We start from the raw sequence: 25,955 nt of genomic DNA, 5'->3' as shown, positions 1-25,955 counted from the left end.
CGCGATCAGGGCTGCATCAGGTGATACAGGGCGGTGTTGGCGAAGGCGCGGGTGGCCTCCGGCGACGAAATCTTGCAGGGATCGGCATCGGTCACCGGGGCGGCCCTGAAGAGCTGGTAACGCAGGGGATGGCTGGGGTACTCGGCGGCGGTGTTGAGCGGATGCGGGCAGGTGTGCAGCACCACAATGGTGTCCATCTCGAACCGCAGGTCCACGGTAGCGCCGGCGTGGGAATGATCGCTGACGTACGCCATGTTGCCGTCGTCGTCGGTTTTGACCTTGCTGAACCAGTTCAGGTTGGCGGTGAGGTCCTTCTTGCCCAGACCGTATTTGGCCAGTTCGTTCAGGAAGCTGGAAAACCCGTTGCGGTGGTAGTGGTTGTGGGCGTCCTGATAGGTTTTCCGGCCCCAGCGCTGCGCCACCAGGTCGGCGTTGCAGGTACCGCTGACGGTATCGTGCCAGCCCAGATCGTCACGAATGATGGAGGCAAAAACCCGGCCCATGTCGGATAACAGGACATGGCCCCGGGTCAGCAGGAAGGTGTGCTGGTTCTTCAGGGTGTCCGGCATGTTGTACCGCTCGAGCGGGTTCTCGGGGTTGTACATCAACATGCCGACATTGGCACCGCCGGTTTCGTCGATCAGGCGCAGCACGTGGCCGCGGCGCATGATGAAGGACCAGTGGGATCCGCCGGGAATCAGATCGTCGTAGAGGGGGGCTGCTGTCTGCAACATGGCCTTTTCCTCCTGGCTAGGGCGTTTAAAAAAACGAGAGGCGTCAGTAACTGAACGATCCTCCCGGGCTTTTGTCCCGCCGTGTAGCCTTGGAAAAGGCCGTCAACTCTCGGACCAGTCGCCTGCGATTCCCGTTTGGGAAAGGGCAGGCCGGAACCCTAGTTGACCATTTGTCAGATTGTCGCGCTTTGATTGTGGTTTCAGTAACCGACTTCTCGCTGCGTAGAGGGGCCTTTGCAGTGTCTGTGCCAATCTCCCAGGTTGCTGTTTTCAAGCCCTTTCAGGGTATTTGCTCGAGGGAATGTGCATTTTGTCGGGGCGTCCGCACCCTTACGGTGCACGCGTGGGAAGGCGGTTTGGGGTGGCAATGGAGGGGGCCGGTCGGGCATCAATCCCGGCAACTACTACCAAGGGATGAGTTTTTCGCCCCCATCGAATCATTCACCTTATCCCGGTTGGGGTCTACATTGAATGAGTAAGCGCGACAGGCCGCGTTGCCAGCGACAAACACAACAAGAGGTCGAGACCATGATCTACGCACAACCAGGAAAGGATGGCTCCGTCGTTTCTTTCAAATCCCGTTACGAAAACTACATCGGTGGCGAGTGGGTTGCCCCGGTAAAAGGTCAGTATTTCGAGAACATCACCCCGGTGACCGGTGATGTGATCTGCGAGATTCCCCGTTCCACCGCCGAAGACATTGAAGTGGCGCTGGACGCTGCCCACAAGGCCGCGCCGGCCTGGGGTAAAACCTCTGTCCAGGAGCGTTCCAACATTCTCCTGAAGATCGCCGATCGCATCGAGGCGAATGTGGAGAAACTGGCGGTCGCGGAAACCTGGGACAACGGCAAGGCGGTCCGCGAGACCCTGAATGCGGACATTCCCCTGGCGGCCGATCACTTCCGCTACTTTGCCGGCTGCCTGCGTGCGCAGGAAGGCCATCTGGGTGAAATCGACGCCAACACCGTGGCATACCATTTCCACGAGCCCCTGGGCGTGGTGGGCCAGATCATTCCCTGGAACTTCCCGCTGCTGATGGCGGCGTGGAAGCTGGGCCCCTGCCTGGCGGCCGGTAACTGCACCATACTCAAACCCGCGGAACAAACACCGGCCAGCATCCTGGTGCTGATGGAGATCATCGGTGACCTGCTGCCGCCGGGCGTGCTCAACATCGTCAACGGCTACGGCATCGAGGCCGGTCAGGCCCTTGCCAGCAGCAAGCGCATCGCCAAGATTGCGTTCACCGGCTCCACCCCGGTTGGCTCGCATATCCTCAAGTGCGCGGCCGAGAACATCATTCCCTCCACCGTGGAGCTGGGGGGCAAGTCGCCCAACATCTACTTTTCCGATGTGATGAAGGGCGAGCCCGAGTTCATCGACAAGTGTGTGGAAGGCCTGGTGCTGGCGTTCTTCAACCAGGGCGAAGTCTGCACCTGTCCGTCCCGGGCCCTGGTGCAGGAAGACATGTTTGAAGAGTTCATGCAGAAAGTGGTTGAACGTACCAAGTCGATCAAACGCGGTAACCCCCTGGATACTGATGTGCAGGTGGGCGCTCAGGCCAGCAAGGAGCAGTTCGACAAGATCATGTCCTACCTGGCCATTGGTAAGGAAGAGGGCGCCGTGGTGCTGACCGGGGGTGATCGCGAGGAGATGGGCGAGGAGTTCAACAACGGCTTCTACATCCAGCCGACCCTGTTCAAGGGCGACAACAAGATGCGCGTTTTCCAGGAAGAAATCTTCGGGCCGGTGGTGGGTGTAACCACCTTCAAGACCGAGGAAGAAGCCCTGGCCATCGCCAACGACACCGAGTTCGGACTGGGTGCCGGCTTGTGGACCCGCGATACCAATCGTGCCTATCGGATGGGCCGCGCCATTCAGGCCGGTCGGGTCTGGATGAACTGCTACCACGCCTATCCGGCCCACGCCGCCTTCGGCGGCTACAAGAAGTCCGGTGTCGGCCGTGAAACCCATAAGATGGCGCTTGAGCACTACCAGCAGACCAAGAACATGCTGGTGAGCTACGACACCAATCCGCTGGGTTTCTTCTGATCGATCACTGCGGTAAACGGGCCCTTCCACACGGGCCCGTGGGTGAGTCAGCACAGCGGATGTGCACCTTCCTGCTCCCGGCGTCTGGCCAGGAGCGCTTCTGCGGAAGTTTTGGGTTTTCTGTCACTTTCTTTTGGCCCTTCCCAGGGCCTTTTTTTGTGCCCGGGGCTGGTCATCGGTGCGGTGGAAAATGCGCCTTTTGAACCCCGAAAAACAGTGCCAAAGTAGCATATGGGGGCCGGTTTGCCGCCGCTACGATGGTAAGTGAGTTATCGGCTAGACTGATAATCCAGCATCAACGCCTAACAACGACGACAAGACAAGAGGTGAGCATTATGTGGACCAAACCAGCTTACGAAGATCTGCGCATCGGTTTCGAAGTCACCATGTACTTCGCCAATCGCTGAAACGAGACGACGGCCAGCCCTCACACGCTGGCCGTTTTCGTTCCGGAGTTCCGTTCATGCAGATTCATGTCCTCGGCTCCGCCGCCGGCGGTGGCTTCCCCCAGTGGAATTGCAATTGCGCCAACTGCGACGGCTTCCGCAACGGCAAGCTTAACGCTCGTGCCCGTACCCAGTCCTCCATCGCCGTGAGTGAAGATGGTGAGTACTGGATCCTGTTCAATGCCTCCCCGGACATACGTGCCCAACTGGCCTCGTTTGCGGCCATGCAGCCGGCACGAGCCCTGCGCGATACCGGCATTGAAGCCATCCTGCTGATGGACAGTCAGGTTGATCACACCACCGGATTGCTGTCTCTGCGCGAGGGTCTGCCCATGGATGTCTGGTGCACCGAGCAGGTACACGAGGACCTGAGTGGTGGCTTTCCGCTGTTTCGCATGCTGGAACACTGGAACGGTGGCCTGAACTGGCGACCGGTCAAGGCCTCGGAGCAGGAGACGTTTACCATTCCTTGCGCCCCGTCCATTCGGTTGACGGCCATCCCCTTGCTCAGCAACGCACCACCCTATTCGCCACGCCGGGATAAGCCGCATCCCGGCGATAACATCGGGATCTTTCTGGAAGACACCCGCACCGGCAAAACGGTGCTCTATGCCCCCGGCCTGGGCGAGCCGGACCAGCGCATCCTGGACTGGATGGACAAAGCGGATGTGCTGCTGGTTGACGGGACCGTGTGGCACGACGATGAGATGATTCGCCAGGAGGTGGGCACCAAGACCGGACAGGCCATGGGGCATCTTGCCCAGAGTGGTCCGGGCGGGATGATCGAGGTGCTGGATACAATGCCGGCCCGACGCAAGATTCTCATTCACATCAACAACACCAACCCGATCCTGAACGAAGACTCGCTTGAGCGTGCCGAACTGGCGCAACACGGTATCGAAGTCGCCTGGGACGGGATGCACATCGATCTGTCGGGGAAGCCATGAACGCCATCGCCACCACCGCCATGAACCGCCAGGATTTCGAGCATGCCCTGCGGGACAAGGGACGCTTCTACCACATCCATCATCCCTACCACAAAGCTATGTACGGCGGTCAGTGCACACCGGAACAGATCCGTGGCTGGGTCGCCAACCGCTACTATTACCAGATCAACATTCCCCGGAAAGATGCCGCGATCATGGCCAATTGTCCGGATGCCGGTGTGCGGCGGATGTGGCTGCAACGGATCCTGGATCACGACGGCCACGACGGTGACGAGGGGGGAATCGAAGCCTGGCTGTGTCTGGCGGAAGCGGTGGGGCTCACCCGCGACGAGGTCATTGACCAGCGCCATGTCTTGCCCGGTGTCCGGTTTGCCGTCGACGCCTATCTGAATTTTGCCCGGCGCGCGACCTGGCAGGAAGCGGCCTGTTCCTCACTGACTGAGCTGTTCGCTCCGGAAATCCACCAGTCACGCCTGGACAGCTGGCCCCAGCATTATCCCTGGATCGAGGAAACCGGCTACAGCTATTTCCGCAAGCGTCTGTCCGAGGCCCGGCGCGATGTGGAACACGGGCTCACGATCACGCTGGATCATTTCACGTCGCAGGCCGATCAGGCCCGGGCCCTCGACATACTTCAATTCAAGCTGGATATCTTATGGTCTATGTTGGATGCGCTGACTATGGCTTACATGCATCAGACGCCGCCGTACCACAGCGTCACCGATCAGCAGGTATGGCACCGGGGGCTGTGATGGATGACGTGATGGCCCGGACCCCGAAATTTCGCCGGGGCTTCCGCTTCCAGTGGGAGCCGGCCCAGGAGTCCTATGTGCTGCTGTATCCGGAGGGCATGGTCAAACTCAATGGCAGCGCCGGCGCCATCCTCAATGAGGTCGACGGCGAGCGCAGCGTGGCCGAGATCGTGGCGTCACTGGAACGACAGTTCCCGGACGCCGGCAGCCTCGGTAAGGACGTCACCGAATTCCTGCAGGATGCCAAGCAAAAACACTGGATAGAACTGACATGATGGCCGTTAAAACTGCTCAGGGTTCGCCCTCTGTGGGCCCGCCACTCTGGCTGCTGGCGGAGTTGACCTATCGCTGTCCGCTTCAGTGTCCCTACTGTTCCAATCCGCTCGACTTTGCCCAGACCGAGCAGGAGCTGAGCACCGAGCAGTGGGTCAGTGTGCTGCGTCAGGGGCGCGCCATGGGCGCGGCCCAGCTTGGCTTTTCCGGTGGTGAACCGCTGGTGCGACCGGATTTGCCCGAGTTGATCGCCGAGGCCCGGCACCTTGGGTACTACACCAATCTGATCACCTCCGGACTGGGCCTGAATGAGGCCAAGGTGGCGGCATTTGCCGACGCCGGACTGGATCATATCCAGGTCAGTTTCCAGGCCTCCGATCCGGAGCTGAACAACGCGGTTGCCGGCTCGCGCAAGGCGTTCGACCAGAAGCTGGCGATGGCGCGGGCGGTGAAGGAAGCCGGTTACCCGATGGTGCTGAACTTCGTGATTCACCGCCACAACATTCACCAGATGACCGACATTATCGATCTGTGTGACCGGCTGGGCGCGGACTATGTCGAGCTGGCCACCTGCCAGTATTACGGCTGGGCGTTCGAGAACCGGGAGGGCCTGATGCCGTCCAGGGCCCAGCTGGAGAAGGCTGAGGCGGAAGTGAACGCTTACCGTCGCCGGCTGGAGGCGGATGGGTCGGCCATGAAACTGATCTTCGTGACGCCCGACTATTACGAAGAACGCCCCAAAGCCTGCATGAACGGCTGGGGCAGCCTGTTCCTGACGGTAGCCCCGGATGGCACCGCACTGCCGTGCCACAGCGCCCGGTTGCTGCCCATCGAATTCCCCAACGTGCGGGACACGGAATTGCGAACCATCTGGTACGACAGCCCCGGTTTCAATCACTACCGAGGCGACAGCTGGATGCCGGAGCCCTGCCGCTCCTGCGACGAGAAAGGCAAAGACTTCGGCGGTTGCCGCTGCCAGGCCTACCTGCTGACCGGAAACGCCGACAACGCCGACCCGGTCTGTAGCAAGTCATCCCATCACGATCGGATTCTTGCGGCCAGGAGAGCCGCGGATCACGCCACGGCCGGCATCGAGGAGTTAACCTTCCGAAATGCGAACAATTCACGGCTTTTCTTTCGGGGCTGAATGCGCCGAATCCGATAACGCCTTCGCGAGTGCGAATAACACTCGACCGCCCCTCAGTGCCTGGCAAGCCGCCGCTGCGCTCACACAGCGGGGCGACCTGGCGGTCTCCGACTCGGGCGTTTTCTGGCTGGAGTTCGATCCGGCCCTCGGTGGTGCCGTGATTGTGGGCCTGTCGGACCGAGGCATCACCAGGCCCGCCGGCTCCCTGCAGGTACGCAGCCGGGTCAATGGCTATGGTGGCGGCGCCCTGTGTGCCGGTGCCGGTTGCCTGTACGCGGTATCGGAACAGCAGCAGGTGGTGCGCGTTGGTCTCGATGACTGCAGTCAACGGGTCCTGTTGACGACTGAATCCGGAGCCTTTGGCGGTCTGGTGGCCGATACCGGTCGCTCGCGGGTGCTGGCGGTGCGGGAGGGGAATGCCTGCCAGCAGTTGGTCGCCATGGACGACGCGGGGCACCTGTCGATTCTTCACCAGGGGCAGGATTTCTACAGCGCTCCGGCGCTGTCACCGGATGGCCGCAAATTGGCCTGGGTCAGCTGGCAACTGCCGGACATGCCCTGGATTCAGTCGACACTCTGGACCGCGGAGATCAACGACGACGGCTCCCTCTACAACACCCGGGCCTGGGCACCACCGGTCGAGGCCAGCGTTCAACAGCCGGTGTTTTACGGCGAGGATTTATGGTTGTTCTCGGATCATGAGGGCTGGTGGCAGCCCTACCGGTTCCTGAACCAGGACAGAGTGGGCGTCTGGTCGCCCACGGATGCGCCGACCCTGGATCATGCCAACGCCCCCTGGCAGCTGGGTGAACGGCACCATTGCGGTTTGCCCGGGGGAGGCTGGGCGCGGGTCCGTTATCGGCAGGGCGTCGCCGAGCTGTGGCTGCAGCGGCTGGCAACGGGAGCTCCGGAGCGGCGAGCCTGTCATTTCACCGATTTTCGCTGCATTCAAAGTGTTGGCGACCACGTTTATTGCGTTGCCCGATCCGATGTCACGCTGGATGCCGTGCTGAAAATTTCCGCAACGACCGGAGAGCTCCAGGTTTTGGCCGGAGGCGAGGTGCCCTGGGAGACCTGGCCGGTGGTGCGCCCGCAGAATGTCTTCGTTCCGGCGGATAGCGGTGGGAGACTGCCCGTTCAGGGATTCCTGTACCGCCCCGAGCCGATGGCCGATGAGCTGCCGCCGCTTATCCTGATCGCCCACGGTGGGCCGACATCGGCCGCTTATCCGGTGTTCAATCCCCAGATTCAGTTCTGGTGTCAGCGGGGTTTTGCGGTGGCGGAAATCAACTACCGGGGCAGTACCGGGTTTGGCCGCGCCTTCCGGATGGCCCTCGCCGGTCGCTGGGGGGAGGCCGATGTCGAGGATATGGGGCGTGCAGCCAACCATCTGGCGCATCTCGGTCTGGTAGACGGTGATCGGGTCTTCATTCAGGGCCGCAGTTCCGGCGGCTACACCGCGCTCATGGCGCTGGTGCTCAGCGACCGGTTCGCCGGCGGTGCGAGCCTGTACGGGGTGACCGACCCGTTGCGGCTGCGGGCCGCGACCCACCGGTTCGAATCCGGTTACCTGGACTGGTTGCTGGGCCCGCCCGAGGCTTTCCCGGAGCGCTGGCAGGATCGCACCCCCCTGAACCGCGCCGCCAGCATCAACGCTCCGGTGGTGTTCTTCCAGGGCGGACTGGACCAGGTGGTGGTGCCCGAACAGACCCGCGCCATGGTCGGAGCGATCCGGGCGACGGGCGGAGCGCCGGAGCTGCACTGGTTTGACGGCGAGGGACACGGCTTTCGCCAGCAGAGCAGCCAGGCCGGCGCCATGGAATGGCTCTGCAGTTTTTACCGGAAACATGGCAGAAATGCCGATGTCCGGGCCGATAACTTGAGTTAAACTCTCGGGTATTCCTATAACAACAAACTGTCGAGAGCGCCCGATGAGTCACGACATATCTGCTCTGCGCAAGTTCGTTTCCCCGGAAATCGTTTTTGGTGCCGGGTCACGAAAATCCGTTGCCAACTTCGCCAGCAACTTTGGCGCCAGGCACGTGTTGCTGGTGTCCGATCCCGGGGTGGCGGCCGCCGGTTGGGTCCAGGAAATTGTCACCCTGCTGACCGACGCCGGCATCCGCACCACTGTGTTTACCGGCGTGTCACCCAACCCCAAGGTCGCCGAGGTGATGGAGGGGGCCGAACTCTACAAGTCCAGTGAGTGCGACGTGATTGTCGCCATTGGCGGCGGCAGCCCGATGGATTGCGCCAAGGGGATTGGCATTGTTGCCACCCACGGCCGAAATATCCTGGAGTTCGAGGGAGTGGACACCATCTCGAACCCGTCCCCGCCGCTGATCCTGATTCCGACCACCGCCGGTACCTCCGCCGATGTGTCCCAGTTTGCGATCATTTCCGACCCGGATCGCCGGTTCAAGTTTTCGATCATCAGCAAGGCGGTTGTCCCGGATGTGTCCCTGATTGATCCGGAAGTCACGGAAACCATGGATACCTACCTCACCGCCTGCACCGGTGTTGATGCCCTGGTGCATGCGATCGAGGCGTTTGTGTCGACCGGCAGCGGGCCGTTGACGGACACCCACGCCCTTGAGGCGATTCGCCTGATCAACCGCAACCTGGAACCGCTGATCAGCAACACGTCCGATCCGTTCCTGCGGGAACAGATCATGCTCGCTTCCATGCAGGCAGGACTGGCCTTCTCCAACGCCATTCTCGGTGCGGTGCATGCCATGTCACACAGTCTCGGCGGCTATCTGGATCTGCCCCACGGTCTCTGCAACGCGCTCTTGCTGGAGCACGTGGTGGCGTATAACTACAGTTCTGCCGAAGACCGGTTCCGCAGGGTCGCGGAGGCCATGGATATCGATACCCGGGGCATGGGCCGGGCGCAAATCAAGCTGCGCCTGATGCAGCGCATCATTGAGCTGAAGAAGCGGGTGGGGCTCGAAACGAGCCTGGCGAAACTCGGCGTCTCGGTCTCGGACATACCCTACCTGTCGGGCTTCGCCCTGCAGGATCCCTGCATTCTTACCAATCCCCGCAAATCGTCGTTGCGGGATGTTCAGGTTGTCTATGAAGAAGCCCTCTGACGACCAGGATAGTGGCTACGGAATTGGCGATCTGCTCGGGCTGGGAAGCCAGTCCGTGCGCAAGAACTATTACCCGGCGCTCCAGGACCGGATCGACGAGCTGGAGCAGGAGCGAAACCGATACAAGTGGCTGTTTGAGAACGCCCTGCACGGCATCTTCCGGGCCAACCTCCGCGGTGGTTTCCTCGACTGTAACCCGGCCATGGCCCGCATCTGCGGGTACCCGAACGCCGACGAGCTGAAGCAGCGGGTGATCCGGCTGCGGGAACAGCTGTTCTGCAGCTCCGCGGAGTTTGATGCCGTTCGCCAGGAACTGCTCGATGAGGGGCGTCTCAGTGCCAGGGAAACCCGGTTGCGGAGGGCGGATCAGACCCCGGTGCATGTGGCGCTGACCCTGTTGCGCCGGCCCGACCTGGGGCCGGAAGTGGTCGAGGCCTTCGTCGCAGATATTACCGAACGGGTCCAGGCGCGGCAGAAGCTGGAGCAGCTGAATCTCGATCTTGAACGGCGGGTCGAGGAGCGCACGGAGGCCCTGCAGAACGCCAATGTGGGCCTGCGGTACCAGATCGAGGAACGGGAAAAGGTCGAACGCGAACTGGTGCTCGCCATGGAGGCAGCCCGAGAGGCCAACCGCAGCAAAGACAAATACCTGGCCGCGGCCAGTCATGACTTGCTGCAGCCGCTGAATGCCGCCCGGTTGATGATCTCCGCTTTGCAGGATAGCCGACTGCCGCAGCAGGAAAGCCGGATGGTGCACCAGGTGCATCGGGCCCTGGAAGGCGCCGAGGACCTGCTGGCGGACCTGCTGGACATATCCAAGCTGGACCAGCAGGCGATGCAGCCGGACCTCGTGATCACCGATCTGGGGGCCCTGCTCAAGGGGTTGGGCGAGGAGTTCGATGCGGTCGCCACCAACGCTGGCCTGGATTTCCGGGTCCATACCCGGGCGGCGCTGGTCAGAACCGATCAGCGCATGCTTACTCGCATTGTGCGTAACCTGTTGAGCAATGCCTTTCGCTACACCCGCAGCGGTGGTGTCCTGTTGGGACTCCGCCGCCGTGGCGATCAGTTCCGGATTGAAATCTGGGACACCGGCGTTGGTATCGAGACCGGTAAACTGCGGGATATCTTCACCGAGTTCCATCAGTTGTTGCCGCAGGGTACCGGCGGTCGTCAGGGCGTCGGGCTGGGGTTGGCCATCGTCGAACGGATGGTTCGGGTTCTGGGCTACGACATCGACGTGGCGTCACGACCGGGAAAAGGCTCCCGGTTTATGGTCAGCCTGCCGGTGGAACACACCCTTCAACGCCAGTCGGTAGCGCAACCCCAAAGCCTTCAGGCCTTCGACAGCGGTTTTAACGGCGCCCGGATCCTGGTGATCGACAACGAGCCGGCCGTGCTTGAGAGCATGCGTTTATTACTGGAACAGTGGAACTGTGCGGTGTTGGCGGCCCCCGGTGAAGCCGGTGCGCTGGCGCTCCTGGAGCGGCTTGGAACGGACGCCGCGCCCGCGGTGATTCTGGCCGACTATCACCTCGATGATGAGTTGACCGGTTGTGAAGCGATCCATGCAGTGCGCCGCAAATTGGGGCGCGACATTCCCGCGGCCGTGATTACCGCCGACCGCAGTGACGACACCCGGCGCCTGATGCGTGCCCAGAATCTGCCTATCCTGAACAAGCCGGTCAAGCCGAACCGGCTGCGCGCACTGCTGACGAGTCTGCTCTCAACCACTTGAAACGGTGGGGCGGGGAACGACTACACTCATGTAAGGATGATCCGTTGTTCAACTACAGGGGGAGCAACCATGAGTGCCCAGGAATCCGGACTGACTAACCATGAAGTGACCATCTGCCTCGCTGGCGGTGCTGTTCTCGGGCCGTTCAATGCAACCTGGACAAAGAACGAGGGCGGAGACGTAAGGGAACTTGTGCGGGAATACGATGCCTTTCTTCAGGGCGAAAAGCAGCACCGGTTCAAGTTTCACCTTCACGACACCTACACCAACACGGTGCATACCCTGATTGTGAATTTTGAGCAGGTGACGGGCATTTGTGATCATGTCCGGCTCCGATCGAATTCCGGCTGATACAAAATAGCCGGAGTGCCGTAGACGCTGACAATCCCGTGTGTAAATGGATAGACAGGAGGGAATATGAGCGAGTATCGAACCGAACGGGACAGCCTTGGTGAAGTCCATGTGCCCGCCGAAGCGCTTTGGGGAGCCCAGACCCAGCGGGCGGTGGAGAACTTTCCGGTCAGTGGCCAGCCACTGCCTCCGGCCTTTATTGCGGCCGTTGCTTACATCAAGTGGGCCGCAGCAGAGGCGAACGCCAGCCTGGGGCTGCTGGAGAACGACCTCCGGGACGCCATCGTTTCCGCCTGCGAGGCACTGGTGCAGGGTGAGTTTTCGGATCAGTTTCCGGTCGACCGCTATCAGACCGGCTCTGGCACCAGTACCAACATGAACGCCAATGAAGTGATTGCGGCAATTGCCGGAAAACAGGGGGTGGAAGTGCATCCCAACGATCACGTCAACATGAGCCAGAGCTCCAACGACGTGATTCCGACGGCGATTCATGTCAGCGCCGTCATGGCGGTGAAGCAGAAGCTGATTCCGGCATTGACTCATCTGCGCGGGATGATTTACGAACGCGAGGCAGAGTTTTCGGAGCAGGTCAAAACCGGGCGTACGCATCTGATGGATGCCATGCCCGTCACGTTGGGGCAGGAGCTTCGGACCTGGCGGGAGCAGTTGCTGGCCACTGAAAAGCGGGTTGAGGCTGCCGCGGACGAGCTTTTGTCGGTACCCCAGGGCGGCACGGCTGTCGGCACCGGGGTCAATGCGGCGCCGGAATTCGCCGAGCAGTTCATCAAGTTCCTGAAAGCCAACACCAGCCACGGTTTCCGCTCCCTGGACCACAAGTTCCTGGGACAGAGTGCGGTCGATGCGCCGGTTGCGCTGTCTTCCCAGCTGCGGGGCACTGCCATCGTACTGACCAAGATCGCCAACGACCTGCGCTGGATGAACAGTGGTCCGATTCATGGCCTCTCCGAGATCAGCCTGCCGGCCCTGCAGCCCGGCAGCAGCATCATGCCTGGCAAGGTGAACCCGGTTATCCCGGAGTCGGTCGCCATGGTCGGTGCCCAGGTGATGGGGCTCGACAGCGCTGTCGCCATTGCCGGTCAGTCCGGGAACTTCCAGTTGAACGTGATGCTGCCACTGGTCGCAGGGAATCTGCTGGATATGCTGGACCTGCTCAGCAACTCGGCCAACATGCTGGCTGACAAGGCTATCCGGGACTTCAGCGTCAATGCCGAGAACCTGGATGCCGGTGTGGGGCGCAACCCGGTTCTGGTGACTGCGCTGAACCCGGAGATTGGTTACAGCCTGGCCGCTGACATTGCCAAAGAGGCGTATCGAACCGGGCGCCCGGTGATCGATGTGGCGGAGGAGCGCAGCGGGCTCAGTCGCACGCGACTGGAGCAGTTGATGGATCCATTGAAGCTGACGCGCGGCGGCATCGCCTGAATCTGCGGCACCGCTGATGGATTGGTGAGGATCAGGCCGAGAAGGAGTTCGAGTACTTGCTGATATCACTGGAGTTGTTTGTGATGCTGGTGCTCGCCAATGGCGTACCGGTGGTTGTGGCCCGTGTCCTCAAGCGGCACTGGGCGGCACCAATTGATGGCGGCCGGCGGTGGCGGGACGGTCGCCCGATCCTGGGTACCAGCAAAACCTGGCGCGGCCTGATCTCCGGTTCCCTTAGTTGCGCCCTGTTTTCCCTGTGGGCCGGCCTTGGTTTTGCCTTTGGTCTGCTGTTCGGTCTGCTGGGGCTGATGGGCGATCTTGTCAGCAGCTTCACCAAGCGCCGGCTCGGGCTGGACTCGAGCGCAAGGGCCCTGGGTCTGGATCAGATTCCGGAATCGGCGCTGCCAATGGCATTGGCGGCGATCTGGCTGCCAGTTAGCTGGTGGAGCGCGTTGTTGATCGTGGCCCTGTTCACCGCCTCAAACATACTGTTTTCGCCACTGCTATACCGGCTGGGCATCCGTCGCCACCCCCACTGACCTTTAGCTGGTCACTGGGGACCTCGGGTGAGGGTATGGACCGTCACCTCCGGGGGACAGTTCAGCCGGACATTGACGACCGAAGTGCCCGAGCCCGGAGACGTATAGCCCTGCATGCCATTGGCCTGCCAGTACCCTCGGCCGAGGTGGCGCGGGCAGTCCGAATCCAGTGTCACCGGTATGCCGCCCGGCAGGCAGATCTGACCGCCGTGGGTGTGACCGCAGAGGAATACGTCGTAGCCGGCGTGCGCGGCTTCCCGCCAGATTTCCGGGGTGTGGCTCAGCAGGATGCTGGTGCCGTTAAGGGGAATGTCGTCCCCCGCCCGATGCAGGTTGTGCACCTTGTAGAAATGGGCGTCGTCCACGCCAGCAAGATAGATCTGCGCGCCGTTGTGCTCGATGGGCAGCATTTCGTTCATCAACAGTGAATAGCCCATGTCCTCAAGGCCAGGCACCATGCGGACGCTGTCGTGATTGCCCAGCACGGCATAGGCCTTGCCGCGAATGGCATCACGCAGCTGCAACATACCCTCCAGGGCCTCGTCCACCGGGCCCCAGGTCAGGCGTCGATAGTCGCCCGTGAGTACGCAGAGATCATAGTCCAGGGGCTCAATCTGGCGAATCACGGCCTTCAGATTGGCCTCGTCCATGTCCACATGCAGGTCGGTCAGATGAAGGATGCGGAAGCCCTCGAAGGCTGCCGGAAGATCAGGCAGGCGAAAACGGTTGTAGACGGTGTCGATGCGTCGGCTGTTATCCTGTCCGCGACCGAAGAGACCGACCAGTTTCAGGCAGAAACGTATGAAGCCAGGCGCGTTGGCGACGTTTTCCAGGTGGAAGGAGGATCCCCGGCGGCCGAACACGAGGGCCTCGGCTTCCCGTTCGATGTTGAGTCTCTGGCGCGCGTGGACCGGTCCCAGCCTGAGGCTGAGGCGATACTCCAGCAACTCATCCTGATTTTGAGGTGTGCGAGCCCTTGCCGTCATCTTTCTGTCCTTGATGTGCCGAACGGGCGATTGTCAGATCGCATAGTGGCAAACCCTGCCTGTCAGTATGGTTGGCACTCCGGGGTATGCAACCAAACGAACGCAATGTTCATGTTCGGACGCCCCGACTGAGCCATTGGTAAAATTACACCGTAACAGCCACAATCTTGAACATTGAACGCCCCCAATCAACCGCATTTGAGAATCGAGGACATCATGGTGACATCGTGCGATATTCCAGGGCTGAATGTGCCCCGAAGCCGTTTCCCCGACCCGGAGCAGGATCTGCCGCAGACTGACACTGAAGCCCGTCTTGTCCTGGGTGGCGGCTGCTTCTGGTGCGTTGAAGCGGTATTTCTCGCCATGGACGGTGTCAACAAAGTGGAATCAGGCTATGCCGGAGGCAGCGCCGAAACCGCCAATTATGAAGCCGTCTGCACCGGAACAACCGGCCACGCCGAAGTCGTGGATATCCACTATGACCCGTCGAAAGTCAGTTTCGGGGCGCTGCTTAAGGTATTCTTCTCCGTGGCGCACGACCCGACCCAACTGAACCGCCAGGGTAACGACCGGGGTACCCAGTACCGCTCGGCGGTATTCTACGAAACGCCGGACCAGAAACAGATTGCCGAAGCCTACATCCAACAACTGGATGCAGCCGGCGTTTATCCGGCGCCCATAGTAACAACGCTCGAGCCGCTGGAAGCGTTCCATCCGGCTGAGGCCTACCATCAGAATTTTGCGGCGCGCAATCCCTATCAGCCGTATATCATGGCGGTGGCTGCCCCGAAAATGGAAAAACTGGTGGACAACTACGGCGATCGCCTGAAACCGGAGTTCGTCGATAACGACTCTGACAACAACACGGCCTGAAGAGGTAAACGATGAGTGTTTCTGCTACGGGTTACGACCTGACACCGCTGACCAAAGCGCAAATCGATGAGAGGGCAGCCGACCTGACGCCGGAAGAGCGCCAGGTGCTGCTTGATCACGGCACTGAGCACCCGTTCTGCGGCACCCTGCTGGACAACAAGAAGAGCGGAGCCTATCACTGCCGACTGTGTGATCTGCCATTGTTCAGTTCGGATTCCAAATTCGATTCCGGCACCGGCTGGCCCAGCTTTTTTCAGCCTTACGATCCGGAGCACATCCGGTATCTGGAAGATACCAGTCTGGGTATGGCGCGTACTGAGATTCGCTGCCCGCGGTGCGATAGCCACCTGGGGCACGTCTTCCCTGACGGTCCGCCGCCGACCGGTCAGCGTTACTGCCTGAACTCCGTTGCCATGGTGTTCAAGGAAAACGGGTAACAGGAAACGGGGCGAAAGCCCCGTTTTTTTATGGGCTGTTCCCCGCCACCGAGGCCACGTAGTGGGCGACCGCACGGATCTGCTCCTCCGAGAGCGAATCACTGAATGCCGGCATGAGGCCCACTCCGCCTTTCACAGCATTCTGGACCTGGGTCTCCGAGGGGGCCAGTTCATCGAGGTTCGGACCGATTTCACCCGCAGAGCCGGCATCCGAGAGAGTGTGGCAGATGGTGCAGGACGGCTGGGCCAGTTCCATAAAGACTTTCTTGCCCTGTTCGACCAGTTCGTCCGCGATGGCGTTGGTGGCCAATAAAACCCAGGCAAGGCTCAGTGCTGAATGCTTGATCATGGCTTCGATCCAGAAAGGCGACGACAGGGGCGGCCCAGGCTGCGCACCGCCCCCCATTTGGCTTTAACTGACGGCAACGGTCACGCCATGGTCGCTCCAGCCGTTGTGGCCATAACCTCGCTCATTGTCGATCCGCCCCTCCGGCTGGCTATTGCCCTCGACATCGGTCGCCTTGCTGACGATCCGATATTCGCCCGGCGACAGGTCGGTGGCCATCACGAATGGCCGCCAGGCGAAGGGGCCCAGGTCCGGCCCGAGAAAACGTGCGGCCTTCCAGGACTTGCCGCCATCGATCGAGACCTCGACTTTGTCCAGGGGAACTGTGCCACCCAGCGCCACGCCGTAAATCATGTTGCGTCCGCTGGTCCCGGTTTCGAGGGGGGAAGTGACCCAGGACTTCACGTTCATCTCCCACATGGACGGCTGGTCCGGCGATCCCTTCTCGCCAACATCGCGGATGCGGTAGCTGGAGGCCTGGATCTTCACGTCGGTCTGGTTCTCGGTAAAGGCGACCTGTTTGACGTATTTGACGTTATTGACGCCGTAGAATCCCGGCACCACCATCCGCAGCGGGCCGCCGTGAGTCAGGGGCAGAGGTTCGTCGTTCATCTCCCAGGCCAGCAGGGCGTTTTCCAGGGCCCGGGTCGGCACCGAACGCTCCACTGTCACCTGTTTCGGATCCAGCCCATCCGGCAGCTCCTCGCCGCCGGTACTGGTGATGTATTCCATACCGTCGGCCATGCCACCAAGGGCTGCCACTACATCCTTCAGGGGGACACCGGTCCACATCACGCAGCCGGCCGCACCAACCGACCACTGGGTTCCTCCGGCGCCATGTGGAAAGAAGGCGCGGCCATTCCCTGAGCACTGCAGCACCGACGCTGTGGTTGTGACGCCGATGTCCTTGAGCTCGCCGATGGTCATCGTTTTCGGGTTCTTCACGCCCTCAATCCGGACCTCCCAGGCGTCCCTGTCGGCGACGATGGACTCGGGAGGGGTCGGCAGGTTGTTGCGGACGAACAGCCGGTCGCTCGGTGTGACGACACCCTGGCCAATGGCATCCCGTCGGGTTTCCATGGTGTTGGTGCTGTGGACGATGAGCGCGTTCCGTTCCTTCCAGGCGGCGTAGTCAGGCAGGGTCTTGGGTTCTTCCGCTTTCGCCAGTGGCGCGAATCCCAGCAGGCTAACGGCGGCCATGGCGCCGGCGCTGCCCAAAAGAATCTGGCGTCGCCCCTGGTTGATAAGCCCGGGGTCATTTGCACCCCGCTGAATGCTGGTTCCCTGTTTCATGATCCGTCTCCCTCGGTCTTGTTATTTGACGGTTGACTCTTCGCTGAGGCGCTACCTGAAGCAAAGAATATCTTTATTACTTATAGTGCCTGATCACTTAATGATCAATCCGAGGGGTGGTTATTCAGAGCCGCCGCGAGTCGCTATAATCCGCGGCGGACGCGAAGGACCCGGGGATATCTGGAACGGTGGTGTGCTGATGATTCGACTGAAAATGAACCCGCTGACGGAGTCTGCCACGCTGCTCCGGCGCGCCGGGGTGGTGCTGGGCTCGGTGGGCTTAACGGCCCTGTATTCGCTGCTGATCCTGCTGAGGGCGCTGTTTGGCAGACTGAACCGACCGATTGTGGATCAGTATTGCCGGGAATGGTCGGCGGCGCTGTTGCGACTGGTGCGGGCGAGTCTGGCGGTGCGGGGGGCGGTGCCGGATTTCGGGGACGGCCGCCGCTACATCATCATGTGCACCCACGCCAGCCACTACGACATTCCGGTGACCTTCGTCTCGTTCCCCGGCTCCATCAGGATGTTGGCGAAGAAAGAACTGTTCAGCATTCCTCTGCTAGGTCACGCCATGCGGGCGGGAGAATTTCCCTCCGTGGATCGGTCCAACCGCCAGCGTGCCGTGGAAGACCTCAACCGCGCCCGCGCCATGATGGAAAGCGGCATTGTGTTATGGGCGTCGCCGGAAGGCACGCGTTCGCCAGACGGCAAACTGCTGCCCTTCAAGAAAGGCTGTTTCCATCTCGCCCTGGATACCGAAGCCGTGATCGTACCCGTCGCCATCCGCGGGATTCATCGTGTGCTGCCGGCGCGGACCTGGCAGATCAATCTGGGTCAGCCGGTCGATGTTCGTGTTGGCACCCCCCTGGACACGGCCGGCAAGACCAAGGCGGATCTCGAGGAGGTCATGACCGACGTGCGGGGCAGGCTTGAAGAGTTACTGGGCAACGGCGAGGCAGAGTAACTGACCGCCGTTGCGGGGGGGTCACGCCGTGGACGCGGATACCACCGTGGAAAACAGGTAGCCGGTGTAGGCCACGTAGACGATAAGGAGGACGGCGCCGTCCGCGCGACTCACGAGTCGTCGCCAGCCCGTGAGGCCAGAGCCCATCAGCAGCAGTCCTACCGTCAGGGCCAGCATAAGGGTCCAGTCCCGATACAGGACTTCCGGGTCGACCCTCAATGGTTCAATGGCTGCGGCCAGGCCTACGACCGCCAGGGTGTTGAAGATTCCGGAGCCGAGAATGTTGCCCAGGATCAGGTCGTGTTCGTTCTTCTTGACGGCGGCGAGGGCCGAGGCCAGTTCCGGCAGCGAGGTACCGATGGCGACGATGGTCAGACCAATAATCAGATCACTCACGCCGAGCGCCTGGGCAATGGTCACCGCGCCCCAGACCAGAAGCCGTGAACTCACGATCAGCAGAATCAGCCCGACCACCAGCCAGACAATGGCCGTTTTCAGAGGCATGGGGTGAGCGATCACTTGCGCCTCCGCCTCGCCAGCGAGAGTATCGTCCTTCCCGCGCAGGCCCTGGAAAATGGACCAGCCCATGACGGCCGCAAACACCGCGAGCAGTACCCAGCCATCAAGGCGCGAGAGCTCACCGTCTATCAGTTGGGCGCCGGCAATCAGCGTCAGTACCACCAGCAAGGGCAGTTCTTTGCGGATCACCTGGGAGTGCACGGCGATGGGGGCGATGATCGCAGTCAGGCCAACGATCAGGGCGATGTTGGTGATGTTCGAACCGTAGCCGTTACCCAGGGCCAGGCCGGGGTTGCCGTCGGCCGCTGCCATCGCGGATACCGCAAGTTCCGGGGCGGAGGTGCCGAAGCCGATGATCACCATGCCAATCAGCAGCGAGGGCATGCCCAGGTGCTTGGCGGTCGCGGCAGCACCCTCGACGAATTTATCGGCACTCCAGACCAGCAAAATCAGTCCGGCAATGATTGCGCCCACAGCCATTAGCATAGAAAAACCTCAGTTGATGAAACGTCCGAGCATGAACACCCCGGCATAGCCCAGCGTGTAGGCCACCAGAAGGTGGGCAAGATACCGCATGTAGGCACCAAAGGTCAGCCCCGGGATTTTGCTCATTGCCACGATGCCGGCGGCGGAGCCGATGAGGAGCAGTGAACCTCCGACGCCGACCGCGTAGGTCAGCCCCATCCACTCGCCCGGGCTCATGGTAATGCCGGCTTTGAGCAGGGCCGCGGTCAACGGCACGTTATCGATCACTGCCGAGAAAATGCCCATCAGGTAATTGGCGTACAGCGGCGGCAATACATCGTAAATGGCAACTAAAGAATCGAGCGCATGGATTTCCTTGAGCATGCCAACCAGAAGCAGGATGCCAAGGAAGAACAGCAACGTCTCGAACTCAATGATACGAATGTATTCGAGGATCGGGTCCAGGTCGGAATCATCGCTCATGAATCGGGATACCAGGAACATGACCGAAAGTCCGAACAGGAAGGTCAGTACCGGCGGTACGCCAAACAGAGCGTTGCCGCTGATTGTGCCCAGGATTGTTAACAAAAACAGTCCGCTGATGACGGCATCGACCGGTCGGATTTCATTGCGCGTGGAACGCAGGGTGACGATACCGGTCAGACCCCGTGACAGGAAAACTGCGAGCACAAATACGGTGATGGACGCGGGGATGGCAAGGGTGAGCAATGTCAGTATTTCCACCTTGTCCGCGAGGAATATCATCAGCGTGGTGACGTCGCCGGTAATCAGTGAGACGCCTCCGGAATTCACCGCGAAGACCACCAGGGTGACAAACTGAAGGCGTTTTTTCAGGTCCAGATCCAGCGACAGGATCAGTGAGCATGAGACTAACGTAGCGGTGATATTGTCTGCCAAAGACGAGAAAATGAAACAGAAAAGTCCGGTCAGAAACAGCAGCTTTCGTTCGCTTACCTGCTTCGGCATGATCAGGTAAATCAGGTTCTCGATCATCCCTTTCTTGTTCAGGTAAGCAACGAAGGTCATAGCTGCGACCAGGAACAACCAAAGACCCGCTATCTCGGCAATGCTTTCAGACAGGCCGGTCGAGATAGCAGCGGTTTCGCCCTCACTTCCGCTGGCAAGAAACAGAAGAATCCAGCTCAGGGTGCCAAAGAACAGCGTCACCTTGGCTTTGTTGATGTGAATGACTTCCTCGAAAATGACGCCAAGCAGCGCCAGAACAGCAAGAGCGATCAGAACAGCTTCTAGGGCAGACATTGGGGAACCCCGTCCAGATTGCAGTTGGAGGGCCGTTTCAGGGGCCCGGAAAAGTTAATGGGGCGGGATTTTAGACCTTTGACCTGAAGCAAACCACTGTTCGTAGTTGACCCATGTGGTGGCAAATGTTGGCTAAGAGTCATGCGCAATGCGAATCGATTGACAATCGCAATTTATTATTTCGGCGAAAATCGGGATAATTGCGCCCACATTCAGACCGGAAGCGAACGGCAGCGCCCTTTACCTTGCGCTTGACCGGCTTTCGACAGGCTCCCCTGCTGATCGTGGGGGAGTACACAGGCTTAATACTAGCTAGGGTATAGACCAATGGCCGTTAGACAGGCAGACGTAGTGCTGGTCGGCGGTGGCGTCATGAGCGCCACCCTCGGCATGATGCTCAGGCAGCTCGATCCGTCCCTGGACATCGTCATGGTGGAACGTCTCGACCACGTTGCCCATGAAAGCACCGACGGATGGAACAACGCAGGTACCGGCCACGCCGGATACTGTGAACTCAATTACACGCCGGAGACCGAGGATGGTGACGTAGCCATCGATCGGGCACTCCAGATCAATGCCCAGTTCGAAGTGTCACTCCAGTTCTGGTCCTACCTGGTGGAGCAGGGCAAGTTGCCCGACCCCAAGACCTTCATCAATCGCACGCCCCACCAGAGTTTTGTCTGGGGCGAAAAGGACGTGGCCTTCCTGAAGCGCCGTTTCGAGCGTCTGAGTGCCCATCACCTGTTCCGGGAAATGGAATACACCGAATCCCCGGAGGATCTGGAAGAGTGGATGCCGCTGGTGGTCAAGGATCGTGACCCGATGCAGAGAGTGGCCGCCACCCGGATCAAACACGGCGCCGACGTGGATTTCGGCTCGCTGACCCGCAGCATGGTGAAATACCTCGAAAGCCAGCCCAATTTCGAGCTGATGCTGAGCAGCCCCGTGCACTACATCGACCAGCGCGACAACGGGCGCTGGAAAGTCCGGGTCCGGAACCAGAAGACTGGCGAGCTCACCAAGCTGGAGACGGGCTTTGTATTCCTGGGTGCTGGTGGCGGCGCCTTGCCGATGTTGCAGAAGTCCGGTATTGAAGAGGCGAAGGGCTATGGCGGTTTTCCGGTCAGTGGTCAGTGGCTGGTGTGTCGCAAGCCTGAGATTGTCGAGCAGCACCATTCCAAGGTTTACGGGAAGGCTCCGATTGGGGCGCCCCCGATGTCCGTGCCGCATCTGGACACGCGGATCATCAATGGCGAGCCGGCCCTGCTGTTCGGGCCGTTTGCGGGCTTCACCACCCGATTCCTGAAGCAGGGGTCGATCTTTGATCTGTTCGGGTCGGTCAAGCCCACTAACCTGCGGCCGATGCTGTCCGTGAGCAAGAGCAACATGGACCTGACCCGCTACCTCATTGGTGAGGTATTCCAGTCCCACAGCGACCGGGTCGCATCCCTGCGCAACTTCTTCCCGGATGCCCGCGAGGAAGACTGGGAGCTGAAGATGGCCGGTCAGCGGGTACAGATCATCAAGCAACTGGACGGCGGTGGCGGGAAACTCGAGTTCGGTACCGAAATCGTGGCCGCCAAGGATGGAACGCTGGCAGCCCTGTTGGGCGCGTCACCGGGAGCCTCGACAGCCGCCAATGCCATGCTTGATGTCCTGGAGCGCTGTTTCCCGGAAAGCCTCAAGAACGCTGAATGGCAGGAACGCCTGAAACACCTGGTTCCTTCCTACGGCCAATCGCTGGTTGAGGACGAGGCATTACTTACAAAAGTGCGTGAAAGAACGCTCTCAACGCTCAAGTTGGGCTGATATTCCAAATCGGTATATGTGGCTCTGAAGCACTGTAAGTGCAGGTTTTAAAAACCCGCACTTACAGTGCTTTTTTTGTTTTGGGGCCAGTCAGATTTGCGATTTCTCAAGTAACGCGTAGGGTTAATAGACACCCCACGCAAAGGAGAGAGCCTATGAGCGAGCATAAGTACAATCCGGACAAGGGGTACATTGCACTCCTTGGTTGGAGCTTGAACGCTATAGAAGCCGCAGACAAATTCGACCGTCGTTATGTGGTGGTCGCTCCGGACTGGGCAGAAGCCTACTGCAAAGAGCACGACATTCCCTACGTGCCCTGGAACTTCGAACGCCTCAACGACCGATCCGTCGAAATCGCCCAGACCCTCAAAGATATGGGCGTGGATGTGGCCATTCCGCTGTTTGAGGAAACCGTGGAGTGGGCAGGGGCTATTAACTCGGTCCTGATGGACAAGCCGCGCCTGTTTGGTCAGGCCATGCTGCTGCGCGACAAGGCATTGATGAAGCGTCGTGCCCAGCTCGGTGGTATTCGGGTCGGGATCTTCGAGGAGGCGCACGATAAGGGCGACGTCATCCGTTTCCTGAAACGCGTCAACCAGACACTGCTGAAACTGGACGGTGACCCGAATGATCCGATTCACCTGAAAGCCTTCGACAAGGCCGGGTGCCTGGGCCACCGGGTGATCCGTACGCCCGATGAAGTCGATACCATCCCGGAAGAAGAGTTTCCCGTGCTCATGGAGTCCCACCTTGATGGTTGGGAGTTCGCGGTGGAGGCCTGGATCCATAATGGCAAGATCGCGTTCCTCAATATCTCCGAGTACGTGACCCTGGGCTATTCCGTGTTCGTGCCCGCGACGCCGGACCTTGAAAAGTATCGAGACCAGATCCGGGGCGAGATCGAAAAGCTGATCAAGACCTTCGACATCGATTTCGGCTTTATTCATCCGGAATACTTCGTGACCAGCGACAGCACCATGTACTTTGGCGAGGTGGCTTACCGTCCACCGGGATTCAAGGTATTCGAGCTGCTGGAGCGTGCCTATGGTTTCAACGCCTATCAGGGCATGATCCTGACCTTCGATCCCAAGACTACCGCCGAGGAAGTGAAAAACTTCTTCCCGAAAGAGGTAGTGGATGCCAAGGGTTACGCCGGATGCTTCGGTGTCTATCCGCGTCGCCGGGTGGTCAGCAAGCTTGAGATTCCGGAGGAGACCGAGAACCACGAGTATTTCGAGTCTCACGAACTGACCCCGCCGCTGGAGGAAACCGTGACCAAACGGACCGCCTTCGGTACGCATTGGGGACTGATCTATTTCTTCGGCGACGATCCGTACGTCATGCGGGATCTCCTGAAACATCAGGAAGAACTCGATTTCTATGTATAATCAGGAGAAGCTTTAATAACAGACGGGTTTGGTGCAGGCCCTGAGGATAATCGTTTGAACGATCACCAACCGGGCAGCGCAGTACCGGCAGTCAATTTCGACAAGCTGGTGCAACGACTGGATGAGTCAATCCAGGTTTTGGAGGAAAGCCGGCCATTTGCCAAGGCCGGCAAGCTTCCGCGCGTGTTCGACATTGCCCGACGGGTCCTGCAGCAACCGGAGGGATGCCGGGTCATAGAGGAGCGCGCCGAGCGGCTTGAGCTCGCCGGCGTGTATATCGGCACTGATTGGGCCGATCCCGGCATTCTTCTGCCCGCTCTCACCACCCACTCCCTGCAGAGCAAGAACGCAGACACGGTGGTAATCGAAGCCTTCAGTGAGCTCCGCCTTCTGGCGGTGGCTCGCGGATTCTACCTGCATCCGTCGGTTTCGGCGGAGCAGGCTCATCACTACCTGACCCAGGTGCTTGCCATTAATCTCGGCCTGCTGTTCGGCATGACCGGCGAGGCGGAGCGTGAGCAGGGCAGGTTAGCCAACATCAGCCAGGCCGTGGTTCAGTATATCGCTGAACACATTGGCTACGAACACGTCATCGACAGCCTCATCGAGGAAATCTGGCGGATACTTCAGCAGCGGCCGATTCAGGTCACCGACGTGCGTCGGATGATTACCCAGATTGCCCTTTGCCGCGCCGATCCCCAAGCGGACCTCGGTGGTGCCGGCCGTGGCGCCGACCGTCTGATTTCCAGCCTGTACGGGCCCACCCGAGCCTGCAGTGAGGATCCCGGGGCCGTGGTCTACGAACAGCGTCTGGAGTCCATGGACGCCCAGGCCCTGCAGAACGAAGCCACTGGTTTCGCCCGCTCCATGCACGACACGGGGCTGGTGTCGCCCTATCACGCCTGTTTTGTTCGGTTTATCCTGGAGGATCAGGACGCGCTCCTGAGCGAAGCTCTGGGGTTGTCGAGCACCGGGCGCGATTGCCTGCTGTGTTATCGCGAGCTGGTCTGTACCCTGATTCAGGAAGGCGTGTATCCCGAAACTGCCCAGGGCATTTATGGCCTGGCGCTGATGCTGGAGCGGGGCATCCTCTACCAGCCGCCGGTCGCGCCGGCTCTCTGGCGCCAGGCGCGCCTGTCCCTGAGTCCGTGCGCCCGTGAACGCCTGCAACTGGCCTATGGATACCAGCCTCAACCCGGAGCCTGGTTGATTCAGGGTGTGCTCAGTATGCTGGGGCAGCCACTTGGCGTGGGGCAGGGCAACAACCCCACATGCCAGTCTGCCCGGGCCCTGTCCATGTGGGCCTACAACGATCCGGACTACCTCCTGCAGATGGTAGCCTGGGCGGCCCGTGACAACGAAATCATCATGCATTTTGAGGGTAAGCCGGTGTCGTCGGCCCGCAGCGTGGGCGGTGTGGCTTCGGAAGTGACCCTTGACCTCGACCCGGTGTCGCTGGTGGTCGTGCCTCACCTGGACCGCATTTACGCCGAAATGGGCCGGCTTGTAGCCGGTCGGAAGGGCGACCCGCACCAGTGGGTGAACCCGGAATTTCACGGCTGGTCTGCCGGTCGTGGCTTTGCCATCAACGTGGACGTTGCCACCGGAAAGCTCGACGATCTGGAGGGCTTTATCCGCCATTTCTATGCCAGTTACCACCCGTACTATAACGGCAACCAGCCGCTGATCCATCCCCAGCCTGCGGGCGTGGCCGTCACTGACAGCGCTGCCCGATTTATCGGCTGGCACGCGATTACGGTGCTGCGGGTGGCGCTGGATCCCGAGGGCGAGATGCGGGTGTACTTCTTCAACCCCAACAACGACAGTGGCCAGAACTGGGGTGACGACGTGCGTGTAAGTACTTCCGGCAACGGTGAGCGGTTTGGCGAATCCTCGCTTCCGTTTGAGCAGTTCACGTCCCGACTGTACATTTTCCATTTCGATCCGCTTGAACGCGGCGAACCTGCCGATGTCGGCGAGGATGAGCTGAAACGCGTGGTTGATGGTGTATACCGGAGTTGGGGTGAAGGCCGTGTGCCAGCCGAAGCCCTGCAGGCAGAACCGCCGGTCTCCAGCTGAC

General features: G+C 60.4%; 24 protein-coding genes and 1 riboswitch. Of the genes, 18 read left to right on the top strand and 6 right to left on the bottom strand.

What is annotated here, in order from left to right; translation table 11 throughout:
- Window positions 1–5: 5 nt before the first annotated feature.
- Window positions 6–734 (bottom strand): urea amidolyase associated protein UAAP1, encoded by a 729-nt coding sequence (locus tag K0B93_RS09435; RefSeq protein WP_219866968.1) that lies wholly within the window; start codon window positions 732–734, stop codon window positions 6–8.
- A 58-nt stretch (window positions 735–792) separates the two neighbouring features.
- Window positions 793–907: riboswitch (guanidine-I (ykkC/yxkD leader) on the bottom strand.
- Between the two features lie 355 nt (window positions 908–1,262).
- On the opposite strand from K0B93_RS09435, the gene K0B93_RS09430 reads away from it, so the two are divergent.
- The 12 genes from K0B93_RS09430 (at window position 1,263) to K0B93_RS09375 (ending at window position 13,514) form a co-directional block, all read left to right on the top strand.
- On the top strand, window positions 1,263–2,783 hold the full coding sequence (locus K0B93_RS09430) for an aldehyde dehydrogenase family protein (protein WP_219866967.1): 1,521 nt from the start codon (window positions 1,263–1,265) through the stop codon (window positions 2,781–2,783).
- Between the two features lie 335 nt (window positions 2,784–3,118).
- Window positions 3,119–3,190, top strand: coding sequence for a pyrroloquinoline quinone precursor peptide PqqA (gene pqqA, locus K0B93_RS09425; protein ID WP_007153157.1), 72 nt, complete (start codon window positions 3,119–3,121; stop codon window positions 3,188–3,190).
- 56 nt (window positions 3,191–3,246) lie between these two features.
- Window positions 3,247–4,176 carry a pyrroloquinoline quinone biosynthesis protein PqqB gene (gene pqqB / locus K0B93_RS09420; protein ID WP_219866966.1) on the top strand — a complete coding sequence of 310 codons (930 nt, stop codon included), beginning with the start codon at window positions 3,247–3,249 and terminating at the stop codon, window positions 4,174–4,176.
- Entirely contained in the window at window positions 4,173–4,928 is a 756-nt protein-coding gene (gene pqqC, locus K0B93_RS09415) for a pyrroloquinoline-quinone synthase PqqC (protein ID WP_219866965.1), read from the top strand. Before pqqB ends, pqqC begins: the two co-directional genes overlap by 4 nt.
- Window positions 4,928–5,203 carry a pyrroloquinoline quinone biosynthesis peptide chaperone PqqD gene (pqqD, locus tag K0B93_RS09410; protein ID WP_219866964.1) on the top strand — a complete coding sequence of 92 codons (276 nt, stop codon included), beginning with the start codon at window positions 4,928–4,930 and terminating at the stop codon, window positions 5,201–5,203. The genes pqqC and pqqD overlap by 1 nt, the downstream gene beginning before the upstream one ends.
- On the top strand, window positions 5,200–6,348 hold the full coding sequence (pqqE, locus tag K0B93_RS09405; protein ID WP_219866963.1) for a pyrroloquinoline quinone biosynthesis protein PqqE: 1,149 nt from the start codon (window positions 5,200–5,202) through the stop codon (window positions 6,346–6,348). Before pqqD ends, pqqE begins: the two co-directional genes overlap by 4 nt.
- On the top strand, window positions 6,314–8,236 hold the full coding sequence (locus K0B93_RS09400; protein ID WP_219866962.1) for an alpha/beta hydrolase family protein: 1,923 nt from the start codon (window positions 6,314–6,316) through the stop codon (window positions 8,234–8,236). Before pqqE ends, K0B93_RS09400 begins: the two co-directional genes overlap by 35 nt.
- Before the next feature lie 43 nt (window positions 8,237–8,279).
- On the top strand, window positions 8,280–9,443 hold the full coding sequence (gene ercA, locus K0B93_RS09395) for an alcohol dehydrogenase-like regulatory protein ErcA (RefSeq protein ID WP_219866961.1): 1,164 nt from the start codon (window positions 8,280–8,282) through the stop codon (window positions 9,441–9,443).
- Entirely contained in the window at window positions 9,427–11,181 is a 1,755-nt protein-coding gene (locus K0B93_RS09390) for a NahK/ErcS family hybrid sensor histidine kinase/response regulator (RefSeq protein WP_219866960.1), read from the top strand. The genes ercA and K0B93_RS09390 overlap by 17 nt, the downstream gene beginning before the upstream one ends.
- A 69-nt stretch (window positions 11,182–11,250) precedes the next feature.
- The gene (locus tag K0B93_RS09385) at window positions 11,251–11,532 is read left to right on the top strand and encodes a hypothetical protein (protein ID WP_218635610.1); all 282 of its coding nucleotides are present in this window, start codon (window positions 11,251–11,253) and stop codon (window positions 11,530–11,532) included.
- A gap of 66 nt (window positions 11,533–11,598) precedes the next feature.
- Window positions 11,599–12,975, top strand: a complete 1,377-nt coding sequence (locus tag K0B93_RS09380; protein ID WP_219866959.1) for a class II fumarate hydratase — start codon at window positions 11,599–11,601, stop codon at window positions 12,973–12,975.
- 56 nt (window positions 12,976–13,031) lie between these two features.
- Window positions 13,032–13,514, top strand: coding sequence for a CDP-archaeol synthase (locus tag K0B93_RS09375; RefSeq protein ID WP_219866958.1), 483 nt, complete (start codon window positions 13,032–13,034; stop codon window positions 13,512–13,514).
- Between the two features lie 11 nt (window positions 13,515–13,525).
- On the opposite strand, the gene K0B93_RS09370 is transcribed toward K0B93_RS09375, so the two are convergent.
- Window positions 13,526–14,500, bottom strand: coding sequence for a metallophosphoesterase (locus tag K0B93_RS09370; RefSeq protein ID WP_219866957.1), 975 nt, complete (start codon window positions 14,498–14,500; stop codon window positions 13,526–13,528).
- A 216-nt stretch (window positions 14,501–14,716) separates the two neighbouring features.
- Between K0B93_RS09370 and msrA the strand changes: the two genes are divergently transcribed.
- On the top strand, window positions 14,717–15,373 hold the full coding sequence (msrA, locus tag K0B93_RS09365) for a peptide-methionine (S)-S-oxide reductase MsrA (RefSeq protein ID WP_219866956.1): 657 nt from the start codon (window positions 14,717–14,719) through the stop codon (window positions 15,371–15,373).
- 11 nt (window positions 15,374–15,384) lie between these two features.
- Entirely contained in the window at window positions 15,385–15,810 is a 426-nt protein-coding gene (gene msrB, locus K0B93_RS09360) for a peptide-methionine (R)-S-oxide reductase MsrB (RefSeq protein ID WP_219866955.1), read from the top strand.
- A 28-nt stretch (window positions 15,811–15,838) separates the two neighbouring features.
- Here msrB and K0B93_RS09355 read toward each other — a convergent pair whose 3' ends face one another.
- The gene (locus tag K0B93_RS09355) at window positions 15,839–16,159 is read right to left on the bottom strand and encodes a c-type cytochrome (RefSeq protein ID WP_219866954.1); all 321 of its coding nucleotides are present in this window, start codon (window positions 16,157–16,159) and stop codon (window positions 15,839–15,841) included.
- Window positions 16,160–16,222: 63 nt separating this feature from the next.
- On the bottom strand, window positions 16,223–17,449 hold the full coding sequence (locus tag K0B93_RS09350) for a sulfite oxidase (protein ID WP_219866953.1): 1,227 nt from the start codon (window positions 17,447–17,449) through the stop codon (window positions 16,223–16,225).
- Window positions 17,450–17,648: 199 nt separating this feature from the next.
- Here K0B93_RS09350 and K0B93_RS09345 point away from each other — a divergent pair, with 199 nt between their 5' ends.
- On the top strand, window positions 17,649–18,413 hold the full coding sequence (locus tag K0B93_RS09345; protein WP_219866952.1) for a lysophospholipid acyltransferase family protein: 765 nt from the start codon (window positions 17,649–17,651) through the stop codon (window positions 18,411–18,413).
- A 21-nt stretch (window positions 18,414–18,434) separates the two neighbouring features.
- Here K0B93_RS09345 and K0B93_RS09340 read toward each other — a convergent pair whose 3' ends face one another.
- A complete protein-coding gene (locus tag K0B93_RS09340) occupies window positions 18,435–19,418 on the bottom strand; it encodes a calcium/sodium antiporter (protein ID WP_219866951.1) in 984 nt (327 codons plus the stop codon).
- Between the two features lie 9 nt (window positions 19,419–19,427).
- The gene (nhaD, locus tag K0B93_RS09335) at window positions 19,428–20,678 is read right to left on the bottom strand and encodes a sodium:proton antiporter NhaD (RefSeq protein WP_219866950.1); all 1,251 of its coding nucleotides are present in this window, start codon (window positions 20,676–20,678) and stop codon (window positions 19,428–19,430) included.
- A gap of 327 nt (window positions 20,679–21,005) precedes the next feature.
- Between nhaD and mqo the strand changes: the two genes are divergently transcribed.
- The 3 genes from mqo to K0B93_RS09320 all read left to right on the top strand — a co-directional run bounded on the left by mqo (window position 21,006) and on the right by K0B93_RS09320 (window position 25,954).
- Window positions 21,006–22,487 (top strand): malate dehydrogenase (quinone), encoded by a 1,482-nt coding sequence (gene mqo, locus K0B93_RS09330; protein WP_219866949.1) that lies wholly within the window; start codon window positions 21,006–21,008, stop codon window positions 22,485–22,487.
- A gap of 155 nt (window positions 22,488–22,642) precedes the next feature.
- A complete protein-coding gene (locus tag K0B93_RS09325; protein WP_219866948.1) occupies window positions 22,643–23,875 on the top strand; it encodes an ATP-grasp domain-containing protein in 1,233 nt (410 codons plus the stop codon).
- 54 nt (window positions 23,876–23,929) lie between these two features.
- Entirely contained in the window at window positions 23,930–25,954 is a 2,025-nt protein-coding gene (locus K0B93_RS09320) for a hypothetical protein (protein ID WP_219866947.1), read from the top strand.
- The last annotated feature ends 1 nt before the right edge of the window (window position 25,955 follow it).

Source organism: Marinobacter sp. F4218 (genome assembly GCF_019443085.1).
GTDB classification, from domain to species: Bacteria; Pseudomonadota; Gammaproteobacteria; order Pseudomonadales; family Oleiphilaceae; genus Marinobacter; species Marinobacter albus.
Note: the sequence above shows the minus strand (reverse complement) of the source record. Positions and strands in the feature narration are given on the sequence as shown.